Annotated in this window: 22 protein-coding genes and 1 tRNA gene; 6 read left to right on the forward strand and 17 right to left on the reverse strand. The window is 39.3% G+C overall.

Features of this window, described 5'->3' with window-relative positions; all coding sequences use genetic code 11:
* Window positions 1-8: 8 nt before the first annotated feature.
* Genes AABB81_RS04690 through AABB81_RS04735 form a run of 10 tightly spaced genes read right to left on the reverse strand, consistent with a single transcriptional unit; the run spans window position 9 to window position 10,266 of the window.
* Window positions 9-1,265: a sulfate adenylyltransferase subunit 1 gene (locus AABB81_RS04690; protein WP_342158967.1), complete on the reverse strand. Its 1,257-nt coding sequence runs from the start codon at window positions 1,263-1,265 to the stop codon at window positions 9-11.
* Between the two features lie 21 nt (window positions 1,266-1,286).
* Window positions 1,287-2,192, reverse strand: a complete 906-nt coding sequence (gene cysD / locus AABB81_RS04695; RefSeq protein ID WP_342158968.1) for a sulfate adenylyltransferase subunit CysD — start codon at window positions 2,190-2,192, stop codon at window positions 1,287-1,289.
* Window positions 2,189-2,782, reverse strand: coding sequence for an adenylyl-sulfate kinase (gene cysC, locus AABB81_RS04700; RefSeq protein ID WP_342158969.1), 594 nt, complete (start codon window positions 2,780-2,782; stop codon window positions 2,189-2,191). Before cysC ends, cysD begins: the two co-directional genes overlap by 4 nt.
* A complete protein-coding gene (locus AABB81_RS04705) occupies window positions 2,779-3,213 on the reverse strand; it encodes a DUF2061 domain-containing protein (RefSeq protein WP_342158971.1) in 435 nt (144 codons plus the stop codon). The genes cysC and AABB81_RS04705 overlap by 4 nt, the downstream gene beginning before the upstream one ends.
* 1 nt (window position 3,214) lies before the next feature.
* Window positions 3,215-4,009 carry a 3'(2'),5'-bisphosphate nucleotidase CysQ gene (gene cysQ / locus AABB81_RS04710; RefSeq protein ID WP_342158972.1) on the reverse strand — a complete coding sequence of 265 codons (795 nt, stop codon included), beginning with the start codon at window positions 4,007-4,009 and terminating at the stop codon, window positions 3,215-3,217.
* Window positions 4,006-5,049: an NAD-dependent epimerase gene (locus AABB81_RS04715; protein WP_342158973.1), complete on the reverse strand. Its 1,044-nt coding sequence runs from the start codon at window positions 5,047-5,049 to the stop codon at window positions 4,006-4,008. Before AABB81_RS04715 ends, cysQ begins: the two co-directional genes overlap by 4 nt.
* 21 nt (window positions 5,050-5,070) lie before the next feature.
* Window positions 5,071-6,372, reverse strand: coding sequence for a nucleotide sugar dehydrogenase (locus AABB81_RS04720; RefSeq protein WP_342158974.1), 1,302 nt, complete (start codon window positions 6,370-6,372; stop codon window positions 5,071-5,073).
* Between the two features lie 25 nt (window positions 6,373-6,397).
* Window positions 6,398-7,003, reverse strand: coding sequence for a sugar transferase (locus AABB81_RS04725; RefSeq protein WP_342158976.1), 606 nt, complete (start codon window positions 7,001-7,003; stop codon window positions 6,398-6,400).
* Window positions 7,004-7,019: 16 nt separating this feature from the next.
* Window positions 7,020-9,473, reverse strand: a complete 2,454-nt coding sequence (locus tag AABB81_RS04730; RefSeq protein WP_342158977.1) for a GumC family protein — start codon at window positions 9,471-9,473, stop codon at window positions 7,020-7,022.
* Window positions 9,474-9,480: 7 nt separating this feature from the next.
* Entirely contained in the window at window positions 9,481-10,266 is a 786-nt protein-coding gene (locus tag AABB81_RS04735; protein WP_342158979.1) for a polysaccharide biosynthesis/export family protein, read from the reverse strand.
* 230 nt (window positions 10,267-10,496) lie between these two features.
* Between AABB81_RS04735 and AABB81_RS04740 the strand changes: the two genes are divergently transcribed.
* The 4 genes from AABB81_RS04740 to secA all read left to right on the forward strand — a co-directional run bounded on the left by AABB81_RS04740 (window position 10,497) and on the right by secA (window position 15,577).
* Window positions 10,497-11,129 carry an O-methyltransferase gene (locus AABB81_RS04740; protein WP_342158980.1) on the forward strand — a complete coding sequence of 211 codons (633 nt, stop codon included), beginning with the start codon at window positions 10,497-10,499 and terminating at the stop codon, window positions 11,127-11,129.
* 69 nt (window positions 11,130-11,198) lie between these two features.
* Window positions 11,199-11,762: a cob(I)yrinic acid a,c-diamide adenosyltransferase gene (locus AABB81_RS04745; protein WP_342158982.1), complete on the forward strand. Its 564-nt coding sequence runs from the start codon at window positions 11,199-11,201 to the stop codon at window positions 11,760-11,762.
* Window positions 11,763-11,896: 134 nt separating this feature from the next.
* Window positions 11,897-12,118, forward strand: coding sequence for a DUF2795 domain-containing protein (locus tag AABB81_RS04750; protein ID WP_290291894.1), 222 nt, complete (start codon window positions 11,897-11,899; stop codon window positions 12,116-12,118).
* Between the two features lie 123 nt (window positions 12,119-12,241).
* A complete protein-coding gene (gene secA / locus AABB81_RS04755; RefSeq protein WP_342158985.1) occupies window positions 12,242-15,577 on the forward strand; it encodes a preprotein translocase subunit SecA in 3,336 nt (1,111 codons plus the stop codon).
* A 69-nt stretch (window positions 15,578-15,646) separates the two neighbouring features.
* Here the strand turns inward: secA and AABB81_RS04760 are convergent, their stop codons facing one another.
* From AABB81_RS04760 to AABB81_RS04770, 3 genes are read right to left on the reverse strand one after another with little or no spacing between them, the layout of a single operon-like run.
* Window positions 15,647-16,810 (reverse strand): AMP-binding protein, encoded by a 1,164-nt coding sequence (locus tag AABB81_RS04760; protein WP_342158986.1) that lies wholly within the window; start codon window positions 16,808-16,810, stop codon window positions 15,647-15,649.
* Window positions 16,740-17,687 (reverse strand): CPBP family intramembrane glutamic endopeptidase, encoded by a 948-nt coding sequence (locus AABB81_RS04765; protein ID WP_342158987.1) that lies wholly within the window; start codon window positions 17,685-17,687, stop codon window positions 16,740-16,742. The genes AABB81_RS04760 and AABB81_RS04765 overlap by 71 nt, the downstream gene beginning before the upstream one ends.
* Window positions 17,688-17,719: 32 nt before the next feature.
* A complete protein-coding gene (locus AABB81_RS04770) occupies window positions 17,720-18,769 on the reverse strand; it encodes an o-succinylbenzoate synthase (protein WP_342159655.1) in 1,050 nt (349 codons plus the stop codon).
* Window positions 18,770-18,926: 157 nt separating this feature from the next.
* On the opposite strand from AABB81_RS04770, the gene AABB81_RS04775 reads away from it, so the two are divergent.
* Window positions 18,927-19,430, forward strand: coding sequence for a hypothetical protein (locus tag AABB81_RS04775; RefSeq protein WP_342158988.1), 504 nt, complete (start codon window positions 18,927-18,929; stop codon window positions 19,428-19,430).
* A gap of 9 nt (window positions 19,431-19,439) precedes the next feature.
* Here AABB81_RS04775 and AABB81_RS04780 read toward each other — a convergent pair whose 3' ends face one another.
* Window positions 19,440-21,425 (reverse strand): glycoside hydrolase family 97 protein, encoded by a 1,986-nt coding sequence (locus AABB81_RS04780; protein ID WP_342158989.1) that lies wholly within the window; start codon window positions 21,423-21,425, stop codon window positions 19,440-19,442.
* Between the two features lie 117 nt (window positions 21,426-21,542).
* On the opposite strand from AABB81_RS04780, the gene AABB81_RS04785 reads away from it, so the two are divergent.
* A tRNA-Arg gene (locus AABB81_RS04785) sits at window positions 21,543-21,614 on the forward strand.
* Here AABB81_RS04785 and pulA read toward each other — a convergent pair.
* The 3 genes from pulA to AABB81_RS04800 are packed head-to-tail and all read right to left on the reverse strand — an operon-like array spanning window position 21,615 to window position 24,822.
* Window positions 21,615-23,609, reverse strand: a complete 1,995-nt coding sequence (gene pulA, locus AABB81_RS04790; RefSeq protein WP_342158991.1) for a type I pullulanase — start codon at window positions 23,607-23,609, stop codon at window positions 21,615-21,617.
* A gap of 29 nt (window positions 23,610-23,638) precedes the next feature.
* Window positions 23,639-23,938: a chaperone modulator CbpM gene (locus tag AABB81_RS04795; protein WP_342158993.1), complete on the reverse strand. Its 300-nt coding sequence runs from the start codon at window positions 23,936-23,938 to the stop codon at window positions 23,639-23,641.
* Between the two features lie 2 nt (window positions 23,939-23,940).
* The gene (locus AABB81_RS04800; RefSeq protein ID WP_342159656.1) at window positions 23,941-24,822 is read right to left on the reverse strand and encodes a DnaJ C-terminal domain-containing protein; all 882 of its coding nucleotides are present in this window, start codon (window positions 24,820-24,822) and stop codon (window positions 23,941-23,943) included.
* Between the last annotated feature and the right edge of the window lie 36 nt (window positions 24,823-24,858).

A 24,858-nucleotide genomic window follows, 5' to 3' on the forward strand; every position in this document is an offset into this window, starting at 1 on the left:
TCGGTATCCTATTGTAACATCCCTCCTGCCACCGTCTCATTTGTAGCAGCATCGATCAGGATAAAACTCCCCGTCTTTCTGTTTCTGGAATATTCATCCATCATAATAGGGGCAGTAGTACGAATCTTTACCTTACAGATATCATTCATCTTAATATCCTTGTCGTCAATTATTCTACGAAGCGTATTCACATCTACTTTGTATTCTACCTCAGTGATCATTGCCATAGGCTCATTAGAGGTGTGCTTGAGTATATATTTCGCCCTTGGTCTGGCAGGGTTTTCATTGAACCAACAGATCATTGCAGATAGTCTCTGGTCCTTTATAGGTAAATTATTGGGTTTAACGATCATATCACCTCTGCTGAGGTCAATGTCGTCCTCAAGGGTAATGGCAACGCTCATACCTTCAAAAGCCTCCTTGACATCCTGGTCATAACGGTTGATCGATTTGATCTTTGATTCAAATCCTGAAGGTAAAAGCCTGACATCATCTCCAACCCTAAAAATACCTCCAACAACGGATCCCGCATAGCCCCGGTAATCATGATGTTCGTCGTCTTGAGGCCTCAGTACGGTTTGTACCGGAAATCTGGCATCCACCATATTGTTATCACTGGCGATGTGCAATGTTTCCAGGGTATGCAATAAGGGTGCATTTTGATACCAGGGCATCTTGTCGGATCGATTCACCACATTATCACCGTTTAAGGCAGAAATTGGAATATAACGCACATCCTTGATCATCATTTTACCCGACATTTCTTCGTATTGTTGTACAATATCATCAAACACTTCTTCCTTGTATTCAACGAGGTCCATTTTATTTACGCAAACAATGATATGTGAAATCTGTAAAAGAGAAGCAATAAATGAATGTCTTTTTGTTTGTTCTATGACACCCTTTCTGGCATCAATAAGTACCAAAGCCACATTCGCCGTGGAGGCTCCTGTAACCATGTTTCTTGTATACTGAACGTGACCCGGTGTATCGGCTATAATAAATTTCCTTTTCGGGGTGGTAAAATAACGATAGGCAACGTCAATTGTGATTCCTTGCTCTCTTTCATCTTTTAATCCGTCGGTAAACAAAGCTAAATCCACGCTTTCCATGCCCCTTCTTTTACTTGTCTTTTCCACAGAAGCAATCTGATCCTCAAAAATAGATTTTGAATCATAAAGCAATCTCCCTATTAGCGTGCTTTTTCCATCATCAACACTACCTGCTGTTGTAAATCTTAACAATTGGTTTTTATCAATACTCATAATGCGTTTCTTTGCTTTAGCTTAAAAATAACCTTGTTTTTTTCTGTCTTCCATCGAGGATTCTGATCGCTTATCATCGGCCCTGTTACCTCTTTCAGTCTCCCTCATTGCAGAAACTTCTTCCACGATTTTTTCCAAGGTATCGGCTTTACTTTCAATACCACCTGTAATGGTAATATCTCCCAGGGTTCTAAATCTCACCTTTTTGGTGTGAATCTCTTCATGATCCTGCATGATCAGATATTCTGAAACCGGTATCCAGCTTCCATTTCTCCAAACCACCTGTCTGTCATGTGCAAAATACAAGGAAGGAATTTCAATGTTTTCCCTTGCGATATAGTTCCATACATCCATCTCGGTCCAGTTACTGATGGGAAATGCTCTGAAGTGCTCCCCCTGTCTCATTTTTCCGTTAAAGATGTTCCATAATTCCGGACGCTGATTTTTTGGGGTCCATTGTCCAAAATCATCCCTATGGGAAAAGAACCTTTCTTTGGCCCTGGCCTTCTCCTCATCGCGCCTTCCTCCACCGATGGCACAGTCTACCTGGTTATTCTCAATGGCATCGAGCAAGGTTGTAATTTGCAACTCGTTTCTGGTGGCATTCTTGCCCTGCTCCTCAATAACCCTATTGGTGTCAATGGCTTCCTGCACTGATCCGACTATTAATAAAGCACCTAATTTACTGATCAGATCATCTCTGAATTGAATAGTTTCAGGAAAATTATGACCTGTATCGATATGCATTAGAGGAAAAGGAACCTTTGCCGGATAAAAAGCCTTTTTGGCAAGATGAGCCAAAACGATGGAATCTTTTCCCCCTGAAAATAAAATCACAGGATTTTGAAACTGGGCATAAACTTCACGCAACACAAATACTGCTTCTGCCTCTAATTCATCTAAATAATTTAAAAAATACTTTGTCATATTTTTAATTTTGGTTTTATCTTATCATATATCCTTACAACACATTCCTCAACTGAAAGTCCATCTGTAATAATTTCAACATCAGGAGCCTCCGGTGCTTCATAAGGAGCATTCACTCCTGTAAAATCCTTAATTTCACCGGCCCTGGCTTTTTTATATAAACCTTTAACGTCTCTCTTTTCGCATTCTTCCAGGGACGTATTTACAAAAATTTCGACAAAGTTATCATTTCCCACAATACGGGCAATGTTTTCCCTATCTTTTTTGTAGGGTGATACAAATGCTGCCAAAACTATAACTCCTGCATCCACCATTAAATTAGCAACTTCAGCTATTCTCCGTATATTCTCTTTTCGGTCTTCAGGACTGAATGCCAAGTCATTATTGATTCCTTTTCTTATATTATCGCCATCAAGAGCATAAGTCTTAAAGCCTTCCTGATACAATTTGTGCTCAAGGGCGTTGGCAATGGTAGATTTTCCAGAACCCGATAATCCTGTAAACCAAAGCAACAAAGAATTCTGATTGAGTAATTTTTGCCGCTGTGATTTACTCACTTCATAAGTGTGTCTGATGATATTTTCTTTCATATTTCATTTACATTATGCGCTGTTAAACCAAACCTGCTTCTATGCCATATACGTTCATGGATATAATAAAAAATCATCTTGGTAAATAGTTCCGCTACGCCTATTTTCATCCCTGTAAGGGGATTCCCTGAAATCCACCAGGCCAAGAGCATGGTATCCAATGTGCCAATCATTCTCCAGGTAATCGTCTTACCAATATGACGTTTTCGACTCTCTAATAATTTGCCATCCTTTGTTAAATTTATTTTAAACCAGACACGTTCATGAAAATAGTACAACACCATTTTTGTCAGTACTTCAGTAAAACCAATTTTAAGTCCTGTTAAAGGGTTTCCTGAAATTAACCATGACAATAAAATCGTATCAATTGTTCCTACAACTCTCCAGGTTATAGCCTTGGCTATATGCCTTTTACGGCTTTGGTCTTTCATTTTATTTTACGATGAACCAGGGGTTCAGTAAATTCTCTTTGTTATATAAAAGTGGTTGATCAGTTTCCTTGGAAATCACCTGCAAACCAACCGCTTCACAAATGGCCTGCCCGGCTGCTGTATCCCATTCCATGGTTGGCGCAAATCGTGGATAAACGTCTGCTTTTCCCTCTGCCACCAAACAAAATTTAAGAGAACTTCCCTTAGATACTATATCTACTTTTTCATAAACCTCTGACAATGAACTAACAAAAGTTTCAGTGGCTTCATTCATATGGGATCTGCTTCCAACTACACGAACCAATTCAGTATCTGTGTTTTTTGGACCAATACGGTTCTTATCCAAATCAAGATCTTCTATAATTACTTCATGCTCATCCAATGTGAATTTCCCAGCCTTGTTCTCAACAACATCCGCCACATACAATTCCTTTGTGTCGGGAACATAGATTACTCCCAATAAAGGTTTTCCATTTTGGACCAAAGCGATATTTACGGTAAACTCTCCATTGCGTTTAACAAATTCCTTGGTACCATCCAATGGATCGACGATCCAACAAGTGTCCCAGTCCTTTCTTTCTTCAAATTCCAATTGACGGTTCTCTTCACTGATAATGGGATGAACTGTTCTGATCAAATAGGAATTGATCACGTCATTGCATTTTTTATCGGCCAGGGTCAAAGGAGATTGATCCTGTTTATATTCTACACCCAGGTCGTCTTTGGCATAGATTTCCATGATGGCAGCGCCACCTTCTACTGCAGCCTTAACCGCAATCGCTAATTCTTTTTTCATGATTTGTTCAGTTCTAAATATCTGTCCACAAAGGCTTTAATACCTTCCTGAATCGTTGTTGAGGGCTTGAAATCTATATAGTCATATAGAGGCTGCACATCTGCATAGGTTGACGGTACGTCCCCAGGTTGAATTTCCTTGTATACGATTTTGCCCTTCTTGCCCAAAGCTGCTTCAATGGCCTGTACATAATCCATAAGTGCAACGGGGCTGTTATTTCCTACATTAAACAGTTGGTAAGGTGCCGAACTGATGGCCGGATTTGGATTCTTTGGGTCAAAATCCGGATTATTGGGTTTTGGAGGAAGCGGAATCAACCTTTTTACACTTTCCACTATATCATCAACATAGGTAAAATCCCTACTCATTTTCCCAAAATTAAATACTTCAAACTCTTTGTCTTCCACAATGGCTTTGGTGAATATATGAAGCGCCATATCGGGCCGTCCCCAAGGTCCGTAAACTGTAAAAAACCGCAAGCCTGTCGTAGGAATATCATAAAGCTGCGAATAAGAATGTGCCATCATTTCATTGGCTTTCTTGCTCGCTGCATACATGGCCAGAGGATGAGCAGTATGATGACTGGTTTTAAAAGGTATATTTTCATTGAGTCCGTACACTGAACTTGATGAAGCATATACCAAATGCTTCACCGGATAAGCCCTGCAGGCTTCCAGAATATTTAGAAATCCGGTAATATTACTGTCAACATATGAATGAGGATTGATCAAAGAATATCTGACTCCCGCCTGGGCCGCCAGATTTACAGCAAAGTCAAACCTGTATTTTTTAAACAGATTTTTGATCTCCTCCTTATCGGTAAGGTCCAGTTTTACAAAAGTGATATCACCTTCTACCGGGACATTATACTGAATATGATCAGTATTGATTTTCATATCCTCTAAGCGTGCCAGCTTTAAGTTAGGGTCATAATAGTTGTTGATATTGTCTATCCCTACTACTTGGTACCCCTCCTTTATCAATAATTTGGAAAGATGATGCCCGATAAATCCGGCTGCGCCGGTAACCAATACCTTCATATTTATATAATTCTTAAAATTTTACAATCGGCTATCTGCCATACCCTTTGCTAAAATTGATTTAACATCAAACAATACACTATCCGAATTTACATGTTTCTTAAAATCAAAAGATAAGAACTCTTTATGAGAAACTGCAAGTACCACTCCGTCATACTTTTTATCAAATTCCTTTTCATCTCCTATCAGGCCAATACCGTATTCATGTTGTACTTCTTCTTTTGAAGCCCAGGGATCATACACGTCAACATTGACGGAATATGATTTTAACTCTTCAATGATATCAATGGCCCTTGAATTCCTGATATCCGGACAATCTTCCTTAAAAGTGATTCCCAGTACCAGTACATTTGAACTGTGAATTCTCATACCTTTTTTAATCATCAGCTTAATGGTTTCCTGAGCTACATATGGGCCCATACTATCATTCAGCCTTCTTCCGGACAGGATAATTTCAGGGTTATAACCCAACTCCATGGCTTTATGTGCCAAATAGTAAGGGTCGACTCCAATACAATGACCTCCCACAAGACCCGGTCTGAAAGGAAGGAAATTCCATTTGGTTCCGGCTGCCTCCAGTACATCGTTGGTATCAATATCCATCAACCTGAATATTTTTGACAATTCATTGACAAAGGCGATATTCACATCCCTTTGAGAATTCTCAATCACTTTGGCCGCTTCAGCAACTTTTATGCAGGGTGCCAAATGAGTTCCCGCAACAATAATAGTTTTATATAAATCATCAACTATTTTAGCAATTTCAGGAGTTGAGCCTGAAGTCACCTTTAAAATTTTAGTGACGGTATGCTCCTTATCTCCCGGATTGATCCTTTCAGGCGAATAACCCAAATAAAAATCCTTATTAAAAGTTAAGTTGGAGAATTCTTCCAATATGGGCCTGCATTCATCTTCGGTAGCTCCAGGGAAAACCGTAGACTCATAAACAACGATATCCCCTTTGGACAAAACTTTCCCTACCGTTTCACTAGCCTTATATAAGGGGGTAAGATCCGGTCTGTGGTTCTTGTCCACAGGAGTAGGAACCGTCACTACATAAAAATTACAAGCCTCAATATCTTTCAACTGATTTGAAATCCATAAACCCATTGATTCAGATTCCAAAACATCATATGAAGATACGTTGACTGATTCCAATTCTTCAGACGTTGTCTCCAAGGTTACATCTTTATTATCTCTCAGTTCCTTAATTCGCTGCTCATTAATGTCAAATCCAACAACTTGAAATTTTTTGGCAAATTCAACTGCTAGCGGCAGACCGACATAACCCAATCCGATAATTGCAATTTTTGTTTTACTCATTTTTCTTAATTTAAGACTTACAAATTTAATGAAACAGGGTCCTAAGTATATAGTTTATATCACTTTTTAAGGACCAGTTCTTAATATACGTTTTATTTATTTCAATTTTTTCCTTCCAAAGAACCTCATCATTGTATGTAATGGGATCGATTTGCTCAGCCAGCAAGGTTTCTTCATCTTTAAATTTAATCGTTGCGGGTCCGGTAATCCCTGGCCTGACACTTAATATAATACGGTCCTTTCCAGACAACCTGTCGGCGTAACCGGGAATATCGGGTCTTGGTCCTACAAAACTCATATCACCTATCAGGACATTCCATAACTGTGGTAATTCGTCAAGTTTGAAATCCCTTATAAACCTGCCAAATGTGGTGATTCTGGGGTCACTTTTCAGCGTAATCCCCGAAGCATCATCTCCTTTGCTCATGGATCGTATTTTGTACATCACAAAACTTTCCCCATGTAATCCAATCCTGTTTTGGCTATATAAACCAAATTTTCCCGTGGATATTGTGGCCATTGCAATTAAAATTAGCAAAGGAATAATCAACAGCACCAAACCAATAAAAGCAAAAAAGAGATCGAACAATCTCTTTAATACTTTCTGATTCCTGCTTAATCCCTCCTTCATAACTAATTCTCAATGACTAAGACCGGATCCTGGTCTTTAACTTCTTAAGCCAGGACATTTTCTCTTGTTCATGGTATCCGTTATCATATTTACCATATCCGTAACCATAGCCATAACCATAACCATAGCCTCCACCATACTTGTTTTTAACCTCAAAATCATTCAGTACATAACTGATGTGTTTAACTTCCCCGTTTGCGTACTTATCATCGATCATTTTAGGCATTCCCCTTTGTGTATAGTCTTGCCGGATCATATAAATGATGGCATCAGCATATTTAAATAATTCCAGGGCATCAGCCACCAAGCCAACGGGTGGCGTATCTATGACGATATATTCATATTTCTCTTTAAGGACCTCAAAAAGTGTATGCGCCTGATCACTGATCAGTAATTCTGAAGGATTCGGCGGTACCGGGCCTGAAGTGATAAGATGAAGGTTATTGATCCCGGATCCTAAAGTAATCTCATCAATAGTGCTTTCTCCAATAAGGTAATTGACGATGCCCTTTGAATTATCAGCTCCAAAATCAGTATGCATTTTAGGTTTTCTAAGATCAAGGCCAACTAAAATCGTTTTTTTTCCACTCATGGCAAATACAGTAGCCATATTTTCTGCACAAAGGGTCTTTCCTTCACCACTGACAGAAGAAGTAATGACGATAGTTTTTGAGTGGCTTTTGTTTTGGAACAAAAACTGAATATTCGATCGCAAGGCCCTAAAAGATTCAGCCACGGTAGAATTTGGCTTTCTATGAACCACCAATCTGTCTTTGTCGTGCCTGTTTTTTCCAATAACACCTAGTACTGGAATTTTATAGGCCTTTTCAATTTCTTCAACAGTTTGGAATTTGTTGTTTAAAGTTTCTTTCGTCAACACGTAAAGCATGGGCAACATCAATCCTAACATTATACCGATCAGGTAATTAAACGAATTCTTGGGTTTGATGGGTAATTGCCCTACATCCTTGGCCTTATCCAGTATTTTAATATCGGAAACGTTGGCTGCAATCGCAGTACCGGCTTCATAACTTTTTTGTTTTAAATAATTATAATTCGATTCCGTGATATTGTACTTCCGCTGAAAATTAAGCAACTGCTGCTCCTTGGGGTTCAACCTTCCCAATTTGGCATTGGCGGAGGCCATGCGCCTGTTGATATTGTTCAAGTTATCCTGGGTAATGTTCTTTAAGGAGTTAATTTGTTCCAGCAGAATCTGGCTTTCCAATTTGATTTCATCATTGACGCGTATTAAAGGCGGGTAAGATGGTTTCACTTTTTTCTCAAGCCCTTCACGGGTTTTGGCTAACAAAATCAAATTGTTGACGCTGGTCGCTATTCCAGGATCCTCCATATTCACAAGTGCCGGAGCCGGAATATATTCACTGTTGATCACACTGTTGTTTGTCAAATAACTTTCCAGATTATTCAAATATTCGATCCTGTCCCTGATCTCTTGTGATTCATGATCCAATAATGTTACTTCATTAAGCAGAGCTGTCCCTTCTACGGAGAGGTTATAGATCTTGTTTTTTTGTTTATAGTCTCCAAGGTCAGTTTCAATGGTCTTGAGGCTATTCGCCTCAATTTGAAATAAAGTGTCAATATACTGTTTGGTACTCAAGGCATATTTTATTTTTTGAGCTCTTTGATCCGTATCTAAAACATCCACAGTCGTATTGAGAAAATCCTCTATTTTCTTTTTATTTTCACCTTCATAACTCAGCTCAATAATCGATGTTCCTTTTTTAAGCGTCGCCACATCAAGTTTTTGGTATTTTTTTACCGTCCCGTCAAAATTATTGAACCGTATAAAATAAACCTTGTCAGTCAGGTCAAACCGCTCATTGGTTTTACTCACCCTAAAACCAAAAAAAGGAGTATCCAACATGGTATTCATAGGAAAAACCTGTGAGAATTCCTCCTCATCCGGAACGAAATTCCGAGTATCATTTAGCTCATAGTTGATCAAGGTGTTTTTCTCATCATCCATTTCAAAAGAAATCCTCACCTCTTCATTGCTTAAAAATTCAAGCTTTATATCAGTATTCTGTAGTTGATATTTCGAGGTATCAATCTGCACAAGAAATGGAGACCTTCCATAGATATCTACCTTGCGAAATCTTCCCTCCATAAAATAATCCAAAGTAAAATTGAGTTGTTTTACAACTTTTTCATTATGAGTCCGTGACTGTAATATGGTCATAATGGTCTCTACCTTGTCACTGGGCCCTCCCCAGTTAAAAGCGATGTTTGTGCTCGAAGAAAATAAAGGGTTCTGCTCATCCTTTACCGTGATCAGGCTTTTTAAATTATACACTTTCTGAGAGGTCGTATTCACAATTTTAGCAATAATCAGAGCCACTATTATAGCTACGGCGAATAACTTCCAGTAACCCACAATTTTATAGAGGTATTCCTTGATGTCAAAGGACTGTATTTCCAGATCGAACTTATTAACTTCTTTCATAAAATATCTATAAAGCGTTTACCAGCAAGATAGTGGTTGTTACTAAAGATAGCACGGCAATTAATGATGATAATGTTTGCATACCCGAGGTTCCGGTACCCCATGATTTTTGCTTCAGGGGCTCAACATATATAATATCATTGGGCTGGATAAAGAAATTATCGGAGTCAAAACTATTGATATCCAGCATATTCACTGTAAATTCCTTGGTACCATCGATTCCTTTTCTGTATACATGCACATTCTCCCTGTTTCCTGTAAGTTTTATATCTCCTGAGGCAGCGAGTGCCTGTACCAGATTCACCTGATTTAAATACAAGATATTCATCCCTGTTTTTTCCACTTCTCCTATGGTCGTATACCTAATCCCTGCCAATCTCACCTCTACAAACACATCATTCGGATCCTTAAAATACGCCTCAAATTCAGTATCAATTTTTTCTCTCACTTCATCAGTTGTATAGCCAAGAACATTGAGTTCTCCCAAATAAGGCAATCTAATGTTTCCGTGTTTATCCAAAGAGTAAGCGTTAAAATAGATACCGGCCTCACTCTGCCGAATATTATTTGAATTTTGAGATACGGTCGGGTTAAAAGTTTTGGTCACGCCGTCATCTGAAGATTTGATCTGTATATCCAGTAAATCATCCACTTGTAACCTGTAAGGTTGGTCGTGAATTTTTGTAATTGAATCATTTTGATCCAGATCACCCTGAAAGTACACTTGTTTTTTTAACGGAATACACGATGTGAACATAGCAAATAGCAATAAAACAGCTATAATCTTCCTCATATTATCATTTTTGAGTCAATGGCAAATATAATTTTAAAATTTTTACTACAATAATTTTTCTTTCTAATTTAGCAAATAAATATAGCGTTTTGTTACACCCTGTAAAGGCCTACTTAAATTATCTTATCACTTCGAAAAACCAATATGGAGTTCACTCTCCCTTCCTCTTTGATTTTTTGACCAAAGGCCTCCAACATCAATCTGATTTACCGCTGAAGTCAGTTCATACAATGAGGAAAGAATTATTGTCAAATCACAATGAAATTCAGGTGACAGACTTCGGAGCAGGATCAAAAGTTTTGAACGAAAACAAAAGAAGCGTTGCCGACATTGCTGCTAAAGCAGGGATATCCTCTAAACGCGGAAAACTACTTGCTAAAACCGTAGCCTATTTTAAACCACAAACCATCCTGGAAATCGGAACTTCGCTGGGAATTTCCACGGCGTATATGGTTTCTGGAGCTCCAGACGCGAAAATTACAACTTTGGAAGGCTGCCCTGAAATAGCAGGGATTGCCAGGGATAATTTTCAGATTTTTGATTTTAAGCAGATTAATCTCATTGTTGGGAAATTTGAGGACACCCTCCCTCCTGCTCTTGCCGATCAACAATTTGACCTGATCTACTTTGATGGCAACCACCAGGCTGTCCCCACCATTTCGTATTTTGAACAATGTCTGAAAACTGTGCATGAACATAGTTTGTTCATTTTTGATGACATCCATTGGACAGCGGATATGGATAAGGCCTGGAAACATATCAGGAACCATAAAAAAGTAAGCCTGAGTGTTGACACTTACCAATGGGGCCTTGTTTTTTTTAAAACAGGAAAGGCAAAAGAGCATTTTACTTTAAGAATCTAATTCTTGCAAAAGATGCGAATTCACTTATTGAATGAATATGCCTATTTTTGATGAATCAAAAAAGAATACATGAAAATCTATACAAAAACAGGCGATGAAGGAAAAACGTCTCTTTTCGGAGGAACAAGGGTTAAAAAGAACAACCTTAGAATCAATGCATATGGTACCGTTGATGAATTAAACTCTTATATAGGACTTATACGTGATCAGCTTGAAGATAAAAACCTGATCCAGGAACTTATCAGGATACAGAGTAAATTATTCACATTAGGGGCCATGCTGGCGACGCCACCCGACAAGGAAAAGTTGAAAAATGGTTCCGACAGGCTTAAAATTCAAAAAATTGAAGAGCAGGAAATCGAATTTCTGGAAACAAAAATGGATCTTATGAACGAAAGCCTGGAGGCGATGACCCACTTTATTCTTCCCGGAGGCCATAGTGTCGTGTCATTCTGTCATATTGCACGTTGCGTTTGCCGAAGAGCAGAGCGTATTGTAGTCGAATTAGCTGACAAAGAAGCGGTTGATCAACATATTTTGATCTATTTAAACCGATTGTCTGACTATTTATTTGTGTTGGCACGGAAATTGTCTAAAGATTATAAAGTTAAAGAAATCCCTTGGAAGGGCTGATTTTAAAAGGCATTCTAAAGGCATTGATAAATTGAAAAAGACGTTCTTTTGACAGTTTAAAAATAGTAATTAAAAAGCTTGGTTTTTTCAGTAAAAAAATTACTTTTGCAATTCAAATTAAATAATTTTCAATTATGTATTGGACGTTAGAATTAGCATCTTATTTAAGTGATGCTCCCTGGCCGGCAACAAAGGATGAGCTGATTGATTATGCGATAAGAACCGGAGCTCCCCTTGAGGTTGTAGAAAATTTGCAAGCCCTGGAGGATGAAGGTGAAAGTTATGAGATCATCCAAGAGATTTGGCCTGATTATCCAACGGATGAAGATTTCCTTTGGAATGAAGATGAATACTAAAAATGAAAGTCTCCTAAGAGACTTTTTTTTTTACGGCTAATCATCTGATTGCTATTTTTTAACTTTTTACGCTAACAGAAAATAATTATCGATTTTTAATCGGTTATAACACCTAATAAAATTATGAGTTTTTTAAATTCAGTACTGAAAGCTTTTGTTGGAGATAAAAGAAAGAAAGACCTTAAATTATTACAGCCCCTTGTGGAAAAAGTAAGGTCTTTTGACAAAGAAATGGAAAAATTGTCGATCGAGGAACTTCGTGGCAAGACCTTGACTTTTAAAAAGACGATTGCAGAAGCTATCCAACCTTTTGAAGACCAGATTGAAACGCTGAACAAAGAAATTGAAACAGCTGGAATTGACAGAAAAGAGGCAATTTATAAGGAAATTGATGAACTAAAGGATGAAGCATATGCCGCATCTGAACATGTTTTGAACGAGATTCAGCCTGAAGCCTTCGCGGTGATGCGAGAAACGGCAAAACGTTTTTCAACGAACAGCACGATCAAAGTAAAAGCCACGGCTTTTGACAGGGAATTGTCAACACATGATTATGTAACGCTTGATGGTGAAGATGCCATTTGGTCAAATACCTGGAATGCGGCTGGTAAACCCATCACCTGGGACATGGTTCACTATGATGTCCAACTTATAGGAGGAGCAGTCCTTCATCAGGGAAATATCGCCGAGATGATGACTGGTGAGGGAAAAACACTGGTAGCTACTTTGCCTATATACTTAAATGCCCTGACGGGAAACGGAGTTCATGTAGTTACCGTCAACGATTACCTGGCCAAGCGTGATGCTGCCTGGATGGGACCTATATTTGAATTTCACGGACTAAGCATTGACTGTATCGACAACCACAAACCAAATTCTGACGAAAGAAGAAAAGCCTATTTGGCAGATATTACGTATGGTACCAATAATGAATTTGGTTTTGATTATTTAAGAGATAACATGGCGCATTCGCCAAAGGATCTTGTTCAAAGACCACATAATTACAGTATCGTTGATGAGGTGGATTCGGTTCTCGTCGATGACGCTAGAACGCCATTGATCATTTCAGGGGCTATTCCCCAAGGTGACAGGCATGAATTTAACGAATTAAAACCTAAGGTTGACGAACTGGTCAGGATACAAAACAAATACCTGATCGGAATTTTGGCAGAGGCTAAAAAACTGATTGCTGAAGGAAACACAAAAGATGGTGGTTTCTTATTGTACAGAGTATTCAGAGGCCTTCCTAAAAACAAGGCTTTGATCAAGTTCTTAAGTCAGGAAGGCATCAAACAGCTTTTACAAAAAACGGAGAACTTCTATATGCAGGACAACAACCGTGAAATGCCAAAGGTAGATGAAGAGCTGCTGTTTGTAATCGAAGAAAAGAATAATTCGATCGATCTTACCGATAAAGGGATCGCTCATTTATCAGGCGACAATGAAGATCATTTCTTTGTCTTACCGGATATGGGAATTGAAGTAGGTAAAATTGATGCAAAAGATATCTCTGTCGAAGAAAAAGCCAGAGAAAAAGAAGAATTGTATCGCGAATTTAGTATCAAAAGCGAACGTATCCATACAATGAATCAACTGCTCAAGGCCTATACCTTGTTTGAAAAAGATGTGGAATATGTGATCATCGAAGACCAGATAAAAATCGTTGATGAACAAACGGGCCGTGTGATGGACGGGCGACGTTATTCAGATGGTTTACACCAGGCACTTGAAGCCAAGGAAAATGTAAAAATTGAGGCCGCAACCCAGACCTTTGCCACCATCACCCTGCAAAATTATTTCAGGATGTACCGCAAACTTTCAGGTATGACAGGAACAGCAATTACAGAGGCAGGAGAATTCTGGGAGATCTATAAACTTGATGTCGTTGAAATTCCGACGAATGTGCCTTTGATAAGGGACGATCGTGAAGATTTGATTTTTAAGACCAAAAGAGAGAAATACAATGCCGTAATCGATGAGATCAATACACTTGTCAATCAAAAAAGGCCTGTACTTGTGGGGACTACCTCTGTAGAGATTTCGGAGTTACTGTCTAAAATGCTCTCCATACGCAAGATCCCTCATAATGTGCTTAATGCCAAGCTCCATAAAAAAGAAGCGGATATTGTTGAATCAGCCGGTAATCCGGGTGTTGTAACCATTGCGACGAATATGGCTGGTAGGGGTACGGATATCAAATTGGCAGATGACGTGAAAAAAGCCGGTGGCCTTGCCATCATTGGGACAGAAAGACATGATTCCAGACGTGTTGACCGCCAGTTAAGAGGTCGTGCAGGGCGTCAGGGTGATCCTGGATCTTCACAATTCTATGTATCGCTTGAAGATAATCTCATGCGATTATTCGGATCTGAGAGAATTGCTAAAATGATGGATAAAATGGGTCTGAAGGAAGGAGAAGTAATTCAGCATTCCATGATCTCTAAATCTATCGAAAGAGCCCAGAAAAAAGTAGAGGAAAACAACTTCGGTATTCGTAAAAGGTTACTTGAATACGATGATATCATGAATGCCCAGAGAGAGGTGATTTACAAGCGAAGAAGGCATGCCTTGTATGGAGAACGCTTACAGGTGGATATTGTAAATATGATTTATGATACCTGTGATTCCATTGTACTGAACAATAAGATGACAAATGACTATTCAAATTTTGAATTTGAATTGATCCGCTTCTCCTCTACCACCTCTCCTTTTAGCAAAGAGGAATTTGCGGAAAAGGATGAAAGGGTTCTTGTCGAGGAGCTTTTTGAAGTAGTTTACAAACATTATCAGAACAAAATAGAGAGGAGTGCCGTTGCAGCTTTCCCTGTGATCAAAGATGTTTATGAAAAACAAGGTGACAAATATGAAAGAATTGTAGTACCCTTCACCGATGGCATTAAGACCCTTCAGGTTGTAACCAACCTTAAGAAAGCTTATGAATCACAAGGGCAGCAGCTGGTAGAAGATTTTGAAAAAAATATTACCCTGGCCATAATTGACGATACCTGGAAAGACCATTTGAGAAAAATGGACGATCTTAAGCAATCGGTACAAAACGCCACCTATGAGCAAAAAGATCCTCTGTTGATTTACAAGTTTGAAGCCTTTGAATTATTTAAAGGAATGCTTGACAAAGTGAACAAAGAGGTATTATCTTTCTTGTTCAAAGGGGAGTTACCCAGTCAAAGCCCGCAGCAGGTTTCTCAGGCACGTGAGAAAAAACAGGAAAAGGTTCAGCTCAGCAAAGCCGAATTCAACAGCCCTACACGAGAAACTCAGACCAATCAAACGCAGCAGCAGACCGTTACTGAAACCATTGTAAGAACTGAGAGAAAGATAGGACGAAACGAAAAAGTAGCTATAAAAAACATTGCAACAGGAGAATCAAAAACTGTCAAATACAAGCAGGCCATTCCATTGATAGAAAAAGGCCAATGGGTGATTACCTCTGAGCACTAGCATAGAATTGCCCCTTATATTGGTTAAGGGGCTTTTTTTATTCCAGACTTCCACTCCCTGACATAGGGATTATCCATTAAGCAAATTAAGGTCTTTACCTGATGTCAATAATCTGGCAACGGTCTTTTTTCTGTTGACCTTACCGGTTTCGGTTCGTATAAAATTCTTTGCAAACATTACTCTCTTGGGGATTTCATATTTTGATACATCATCTGAATGTCGTTGTTGAAAATCAATGATTTCTTTGTATAAATTTGATCTTTCCTCCCCTTCAACAAAAAGGACAAGCTTTTGTCCCAAAACCTCATCAGGCAATCCATATACAAAATAATCAGTATTGATAAGGTTCCTGTATTTGGCTTCGATTAACTCAGGAAGCAATTTCAACCCTCCTGAATTGATAACGTGATCATACCTGCCCAACCAAATAAAAGACCTGTCAGAAATAAGCTTGACAATATCATTGGTCACGACCTCTGAACTACTGATACTTGGAGCTGAGATGATCAAACAGCCCCTCTTATCAGTTGAAAAATGAATTCCGGCTAAGGCCGTAAATATTTTTTCCTCGTCTTTTTTACCTGCCGCCCTATTCTCCGGACTCAGGGCAACATGGGTTATGGTTTCAGTCATGCCATAAGTAGCATAGACCTTGGTTTTGAGATGTTCTGTTTTTTTAGAAAGATCATCAGAAATCTGTCCTCCTCCAACGATAAGTGTTTGAATATTTTCGAGTTGATCAATACTATTGGCAAGCTGTAAAGGAACCATAGCCGAAAAATCATACAAGACATTTTGAGGTATGTCAAGTGAAGCACTGGGGTTGATAACATCCAGCTGCCAGCCCATCACCATCGATCTTACCAACATCATTCTACCGGCGATATACCCAAGGGGAAGGCATAATAAAACCCTTGATCCATTGGAAAGTGAAAAATAGGACGCCGTGGCTTTAGAAGAATTGACCATATGCTCCCGATATAAGCCTATGGTTTTAGGGGTTCCTGTTGACCCTGAGGTTATCATGGTTATACGCCCTTTTTCACCAAACCATTCACGGATAAACGTATGCAGCTCAGGAAAATTTTGATCTGCAAAATCAATAATCTCCGAAGTTGAAGAAAAGGAAATTCCATTCCACTGAAAATCTTTATGCCAATATTCAACTTTCATCAGACAGGCTTGGTTGTTGGATTTTTCCAAATAGCTTATGCTTCCAATTGGTCCATCCATATTTTTTTGAAAAGAAGAAAATGACTGCAGGATAAACAATAAAAACAGGTAAGAACATATACACACCCAAAGAAGGCTCTGAAATATCCCTGAACAGTGCCTCTGTTTCCAAAGCTGCCCAATTTACCGTTACAAACACGGCCGCAGCAATATTATTGGCGGCATGCATGCCGAGTGCCAATTCACAACCTTCATCCAACAGCGTGATCATGCCAAATAAAAATCCCGTAGCGATATAATAGATCAAAATGACATACCCAAGTTTCTCGATTTCCGGATTGGCGGCATGCATCAATCCAAATCCTATCGATGTAAACATAAAAGGAACTATGGCCCATTTGAACCAAATACCAATTCCCTGCATTAAATAACCCCTGAAGAGAAGTTCCTCAAAGCTGGTTTGGAGCGGTATAAATACGAAGGCTATTACTAACAGGATAAGAAAAGGAACCGGCTTAAAATTTAATTCATAATGTTCCGGAGCCATCATATAATCTAAAGCCAGAAAAATCGATGACACTAAAAACCACAGGCCAAAGCCATATATAATTCGATTCCAGTCAATTGATTTTCTTGAAGTGACCAAACTTGTTATACTTCGATGGTGTATCCGCTTTACCGAAAAAAGCAAGGCAAGCAATCCAAACACGAACGTAAGCAAAATAGCAAGCAAATACAAATTGGAATCGATTCCTAAATCAGCAAAGGCATGCTGAGAACTGGCAATTAATTGATCCAGGTCGTCAGATTCTTTGAAAGCTATGAGAAACAAAGGAATGACCCCAAGGAACTGCCAACCTATAAGTATGACAATAAAACTGAGGAGATACCTCCACCATTCATTTTTTCCTTTGTAAGCCTGTTCTATAAAACTCATATATATTTCTTAAAAATCACTCAAACATATCATTATTCACCCAAAAAACTTGATACTTTAGCCCATTTTAATTCCTGATCCAGATAAAGAGCACCTCTACGAATACACAATGGAGAATCTATATTATTGCTATAGAGGCCACCGGTTCCCAAACCCTGTGGCATAGGATTCTTCAAAGTATACGTGAATTGCGCTATGGCATTTAAGCCAATATTACTTTCAAGTGCCGAGGTGACCCACCAGCCGATATCCAGATTGTCACATAAGTCAATCCATTCTTTACTTCCCTGAAAACCTCCAACCAGACTTGGCTTAAGTATGATATATTGAGGCCTGATCGTTTCGAGCAAGGACCTTTTTAGCTTCGTATCAAACACCCCTATCAATTCCTCATCCAGGGCTATGGGTACAGGGCTGGTTCGACATAGTCCTGTTATGGACTCCCACTGTCCTGCTCTTATAGGTTGTTCTATGGAATGAATATCAAAATCAGACAATTGCTTTAATTTATCCATGACACCTTCAGGCGAAAATGCTCCATTGGCATCTACCCTGAGTTCGAGCTCCTCTGAAGTGTACTCCTTTCTTATTGATTCAAGGATGTGTAATTCAGCTTCAAAATCAATCGCGCCAATTTTCATTTTCAAGGTCCTAAAGCCAGACTCCAGCTTATTTCTAATCTGCTCCTTCATAAAGGATATATCTCCCATCCAAATCAACCCATTTATTGAAATTTGATCCCTGCCCTTGCTAAACTCAGATGGAAACAAATCAAACATTTTCTTTGCTTTAAGCGATAAAAAAGCCTGTTCCATACCAAACTGTATGGAAGGAAAATCATACAACTCATGATAAAGCCAATCCTTGTCGTCATTGATATGATCGCATAACCAATGTAGCTTTTGCTCATAATCCGGCCGGTCGTCAACGCTTAAACCTCTGAATAGACCACATTCGCCTACCCCCATCCTCTCTCCTGATCTAATGATCAAAAAATAAGTTTCCTTTTGATGCAAAATACCTCTCGAGGTACCTCCAGGTTTTTTAAAATTCAGTAGATATTTACGAAAAAAAGCTTTTATTTGAGAATAATTTTATGATCCAATGATCTGTTAATTCAATAGCAAAACAAAAATATGCTATTTTTAGTTGTTAAGAAACCAGGATCAATTTTAAATAAAATCATTTTTTTATAAATTCGAGCTCTTTTGACCTCAGTAGAGAATTCAATTTACGGCTATGAAAATTATGTTATCCCTCTTTCTCTTATTTGGCGCGCAAATTCATGCGCAAAAATTACTTCTTGATGTATTGCCCCTCATAAATTCAAAGGTAGTTTACAAAAATGTTTTGGAAGTTTCAGGAGCGTCTAAAATTGAGCTGCAAAAAAAGAGCGTTCTCTGGTTTGACAACATGCATATTTTGATAACAGAAAATAAACCGCTTGACGACACCCATCAATTTATTTCAGGGGACCATTCGTTTAAAACCCTTTGGGGGCCCAATGACTTTCCTGAATTGCATAAAGAAATTAAGTTTAAGATCAGTTTAACTTTAAAGAATGAGCGCTATCAGTGTGAAATATCGACATTTATAGTGAAGGAACCTAGGCAGGCCACACAGTTGGAGGTCTATAAAATGGACCATAAAAGGCTCTATAAGTACAACAAAGTATTTTATAAGCGCATTGACGCTGAGATCAGGGGCTTAATGGCAAGTTTAGAGAAGACCATGGTTCAATAAAAGGGCTGCTTACGACTTAATTTTCTCAACGATTTTTGCGGCCCAGCCTCCTCCCGAGACCATATGGACGGGCACCACAGAATTTTGGTTTACTTCGATGAGCTCTCTTTTATAGTCTTCGGCATGATGATCTGCATTGAGACCATCTTTCATGATCTCCATGCTAAAGGTGCCGCTTCCTAAAAAATCCAGTTTAAGCTCAAAATCACGGGGCGTATAATCGGTCATTCCTCCAACATACCAATTTTTGGTTTTTCTTTTTGCCACCAGAACATAGTCAGCCACCTTGGCTTCAATCACAAGGGTTTCATCCCAGGTCGTTGGAATGCCCGTTATAAAATCAACTGATTCCTGCTCTTTTTTATACCTTGTGGGTGATTCGCAGAGCATCTGTAAGGGTGCTTCATAAACCACATACATGGCCAGTTGATGGCATCTGGTTCCCAAGGCCATAGGCCGGTCAAAACTGATCAGGTAATTCTTAGGATGCGCATTGGCCATGGCCCCGGGTGTAAAATCCATCGGACCGGCAGCCATTCTTATAAAAGGTATGGTCACATTGTGCTCGGGATTTACATCAGAACTCCATTTGTTGTTTTCGTTACCTTTTACGCCTTCATAATTGATCACATTGGGCCATATCTTTTCGATACCCGCAGGTTTAAAAGCCCCATGGTAATCTACCATTAATTGTAAGCCGGCGGCTGTAGAGGCAATCCTTTCATAGGATGATACCATATACTGATCATTTCTCTGCATAAAATCAACTTTAATACCCTTAGCTCCCCATGAGGCGTACAGGCCGAGAATATCCTCAGTCTTTTCATCCAGGGGTTTCCACAGGACCCATAATATAATGCCTACATTCCTTTCCTTTCCATATGCTATGAGTTCTTTGATATCAATATCAGGATTGGCTTCCATGATTTCAGTCGTGGATTTGGTCCAGCCTTCATCCAGGATCACATATTCGATATCATTTTCTGAGGCAAAATCGATATAGTATTTATAGGTTGCTGTATTGATACCCGCCTTAAAATCAACGCCGTAAATATTGTTGGCATTATACCAGTCCCAGGCCACTTTTCCCGGTTTGATCCAGGAGGCATCCGAAATTTTCGAAGGCCCGGACAATTGGGTCAGCAGGTTGGATTCTAAAAAAACCCTGTCATCATCACCCATCATAAAAACCCTCCAGGGATAAGACCTGCTGCCTGATACTTTGGCAATATAGTCTGCCTCTTCTTCTACAATTTGATTTCGGTCCGGGGAATTATTTTGGTTATCCACAGCTTTCAAAACATATTTAGGGAAATCGGCCTTTAGAACACCATTTCCGACATGCCTTAGAAACATCCCGGGATAATCATGCAATTCGGCTTCGGTGCATAAAACTTTGGATGTTTTGCTTTCGAACATCACGGGCAAACTGCAAAAGTCATCCTGCCCCAGGGCTGTTAAGGGCTTGTGAAGATAAATCCTTTCATTATGGGAATACATGGATTCTTCTTTCGGAAAAAAAGACCCTGCTCCTTCAGGGAATTGAAGACTCAGTTCTTCCCCATATACTGTGGTTGTTTTTTTACTATGATCCTTGAACCTATAGGCTACCCCGTCATTATACACCCTGAAAATAAGCTGATAGGAACCTTTAAAGTCTACGGTCATTTCATTAAACTTACTTTCAATTCGCGCATCCCTATGCGGTATTTGAGGCTCAAACAGTTCTTCCAGAGCTGCAACCTGTACCTTCTTTACAATTGGCTTTATCCCTAACACCCTGTCCTTATCCATGGTCATCGACATACTGACTTTTTCAATCACAATACTGCCATCAAGGGTTGCTTGCCAGCTGATTTGACCTGCTGTACTTACAAGCAAATTAATCCTCCCATCGGGAGAGGTCACCGGGACGACCTGAGCTAAAACGACAGCGTTTTGGCTAAATAAAAAAAGAAAAATAAACGCAGATTTAAAAAAAGAAGAAGCTGTCATTTCAAGTAGATTTGGAGATGACTATAAATATAAAAAAACTCTTTAATTTACCTTTACCATATTCCAATTAAGATTTATATTTGTGTGCTCAATATGATGCTATACAAGTAAATTTATGCCCTCGTAGTTCAACGGATAGAACAAAAGTTTCCTAAACTTTAGATCTAGGTTCGATTCCTAGCGAGGGTACTATTTTTGAAACGCCACCAACATGGAAATGCCGGGAACCTCTATTGCCTTTTTTGCCTTAGTACCCTGATCCAAATCAAAACGATCTCCTATAACCGCAATTTGCCAGGTTTCATCGAGGGCATAAGAAAAAGGTTGTTCATTTGCATTATAAATCACAAGGATATTCTTCCAGGTGTCTTCATTGGCATTATCACTAATCTGGTAACTGATCAATCCGTTTTCGACTCTTTTAAAAGACAGATGTTTTCTAACCTCTTCCCCCGATTTCATTCTAAACGCAGGATGTGCTTTGCGCAAGCGAATCAGATTTTTATAATAATCAAAAACTGCCTTGTTCTTCACCTTCCAGTTCCAGTCAATTTGATTGATTGAATCGGGCAAATTATACGAATTGTGTTCCTCATTTTTAGTCCTCAACATCTCTGATCCGGCATGAAGAAAGGCAACACCTTGAGAGGTCAGAACTACTGCATTGGCAAGCTTATCCATGGCTACTAATTTGGATCGATCAACTTCGGGCCTTGATACCTTTAACTTGTCATACAAGGTGTGGTTGTCATGACAGGACACATAGGATACGGCCTGCCAGGGATCATTGGCCCATTCTGCCTTGGAATAATTAATTTTGGAATAGTCGATCTCAGGATGCCGGATGGACCCTACAATACCAAACTTAACAGATTCTTCGGTGTCTTCTGCTCCACTAACAAAACCTGTACTTTGATCTTCAAAAACAGACCCTTTTAAGCCGTCACGAATATCGTCACTAAAAGCGGTAATCTGCGACATCTCTTTGATGTGCTTCTTTAAAGCTCTGTCCTTTTCAGGTAAGGGTGAATCACCGGCTGTCCAGCCCTCACCATAAACAAAAATATGTGGATTTATTTGTTTTACAGCCTCAGCTACTTCGTTCATGGTGGTAATATCATGGATACCCATCAGATCGAAGCGAAAGCCATCCAAATGGTATTCCCGGGCCCAATAGCTCACCGACTCGATGATGTATTTGCGCATCATTTCTTTGTCTGAAGCCGTTTCGTTGCCACAGGCAGCAGCATCTGAAAGAGATCCATCCTCCCAAAAGCGATAGTAGTAATCCGGGTTTTCGAGGTTGAAATTGGAATTCCCGGTTCTTCCCGTATGGTTATATACAACATCAAGTATAACGCCAATACCATTATTGTGAAAGGTTTGTACCATTTGCTTGAACTCTTTAAGCCTTACTTCTGCTTTATAAGGATTGGAAGAAAAAGATCCTTCGGGAACGTTGTAATTTTGTGGATCGTAGCCCCAGTTAAACTGGGCAGAATCAAGGCGTTGCTCATTAATGGCATAATGGTCAAATGTTGGTAACAAATGCACATAATTTACCCCCAGTTCTTTTATATGATCAAGGCCGGTGGCTATGCCTTCAGGCCCCTTTGTCCCTGATTCAACCAAACCCAGGTAAGTGCCCGGCATTGTAGAACCGGATTCCGGATGTACGGTCACATCCCTGATATGCAATTCATAAATGATGGCTTCATTGGGATCATTTAATCTGGGACCTCGATCCGTATCCCATCCCTCCGGATCGGTACTTTTTAAATCCAATACCATGGCTCTTTTGCCGTTTACGCCAACAGCCTTTGCATAAATCCCCGGGGTTTCATTGAGCCAATTTCCACCAATCATCACCTGATAGGTATAATAGGTTCCCTGTAGGTCCTGCTGTATGTCTAATTTCCAAACACCATTTTGATCAGGTTTCAATTTGTGTTCGCTCTCAGGCTTTCCTCCCTCACCTTTTTCGTACAGGAACAAACGAATCTCTTCTGCATTGGGTGACCAGATCTTAAATGTAGTGGCCTCCTTAGTGTAATCCAACCATAAATCGGCTTTAACCGGTGATGAATCATTCCCGGGTCTTTCGGGGGTATTGTTTTTATCAGAACAGGTTATAAACATCGCTATAAAAAGCAAAGAAAACAGTATTTTTGCTGGTCTGGTCATCAGTATGTGACTTTTTGTATTTTAAGATTTTAATGATCGTCTTCATAGAGTCTTAACCTGTTTTGAATCCGGTTCAGTTCGCTTTGTAATTCCTCGAGTTTCCCGAGTAAATTCAACACCACATCAACGCCCTCGATGTTCACATTTAATTCTGTATGAATCCTGATGATCCTTTCTACCTCATATAAATGATCCTCATGCACATACATTGTGTTCTTCACCGAAACAATTTCAATCAGTCCGACATCATTCAATTCTTTAAAAAAAGAAATTTCTGCATGATACAAATCACAAAGATGAAGAACGGGAATATAATTTTGAGTATCCATACTTATCTTAATTTTGCTAACTGTTTAAACAATTCCTTTTCCTTGGATGTCAGATTAACAGGTGTTTTAAGCTGAAAGGTAATGATAAGGTCTCCAAATTGCCCATCTTTTTTGTATACCGGAAATCCCTTGCCTTTTAGTTTTACCTGGGACCCATTTTGGGTTTCAGGTGCTATTTTAAGTTTTACCTTTCCTTCAAAACTATCGACAACTACCTCACCTCCCAGGATAGCAGTATAGATATCAAGATCAACATTTGTATACAGGTTGCTGCCATCTCTTTTAAATTTGGTGTGGTTCTCAATGTCAAAAGTAATGTGTAAATCACCTTTAGGCCCTCCATTTATGCCTTCTCCCCCGTAACCCTTAATTTTTATGGTTTGTCCGTTTTTAACCCCTGCAGGAATGGTTAACCTGATACTCTTACCATTCACCGTCAGCGTGCGCTTATGGGTATGGTATGCGTCTTCCAGATTTAAATGCAATGTGGCCTGAAAATCCTGCCCTCGGAATTTAACGCTCCTTTGGCTTCTTTCACGTCCGCCGAACATAGAACCGAAAAAGTCAGAAAAATCTTCCTCTGAATATTGTGACGATCCACTTGACCGGTATGTTCTCTGCGACTGATCTCTTTGCCGAGCCTTTTCAAACTCCTCGGCATGTTTCCAGTCTTTGCCATAAGAGTCATATTTTTTTCTGTTTTCAGGGTGGCTAAGCACTTCATTAGCCTCATTGATCTGCTTAAACCTCTTTTCGGCCTCCTTATCATTCGGGTTTAAATCAGGATGGTGTTTACGCGCCAGCTTTCTATACGCTTTTTTGATTTCGGCCGCTGAGGCTTTCTTTCCTATACCTAATATTTTATAATAATCGATAAAATCCATTTCACCATGATTTATTAAATCCATTTAAGCTGTAAA

The organism is Lutimonas vermicola, from assembly GCF_038433205.1.
GTDB classification, from domain to species: domain Bacteria; phylum Bacteroidota; class Bacteroidia; order Flavobacteriales; family Flavobacteriaceae; genus Lutimonas; species Lutimonas vermicola.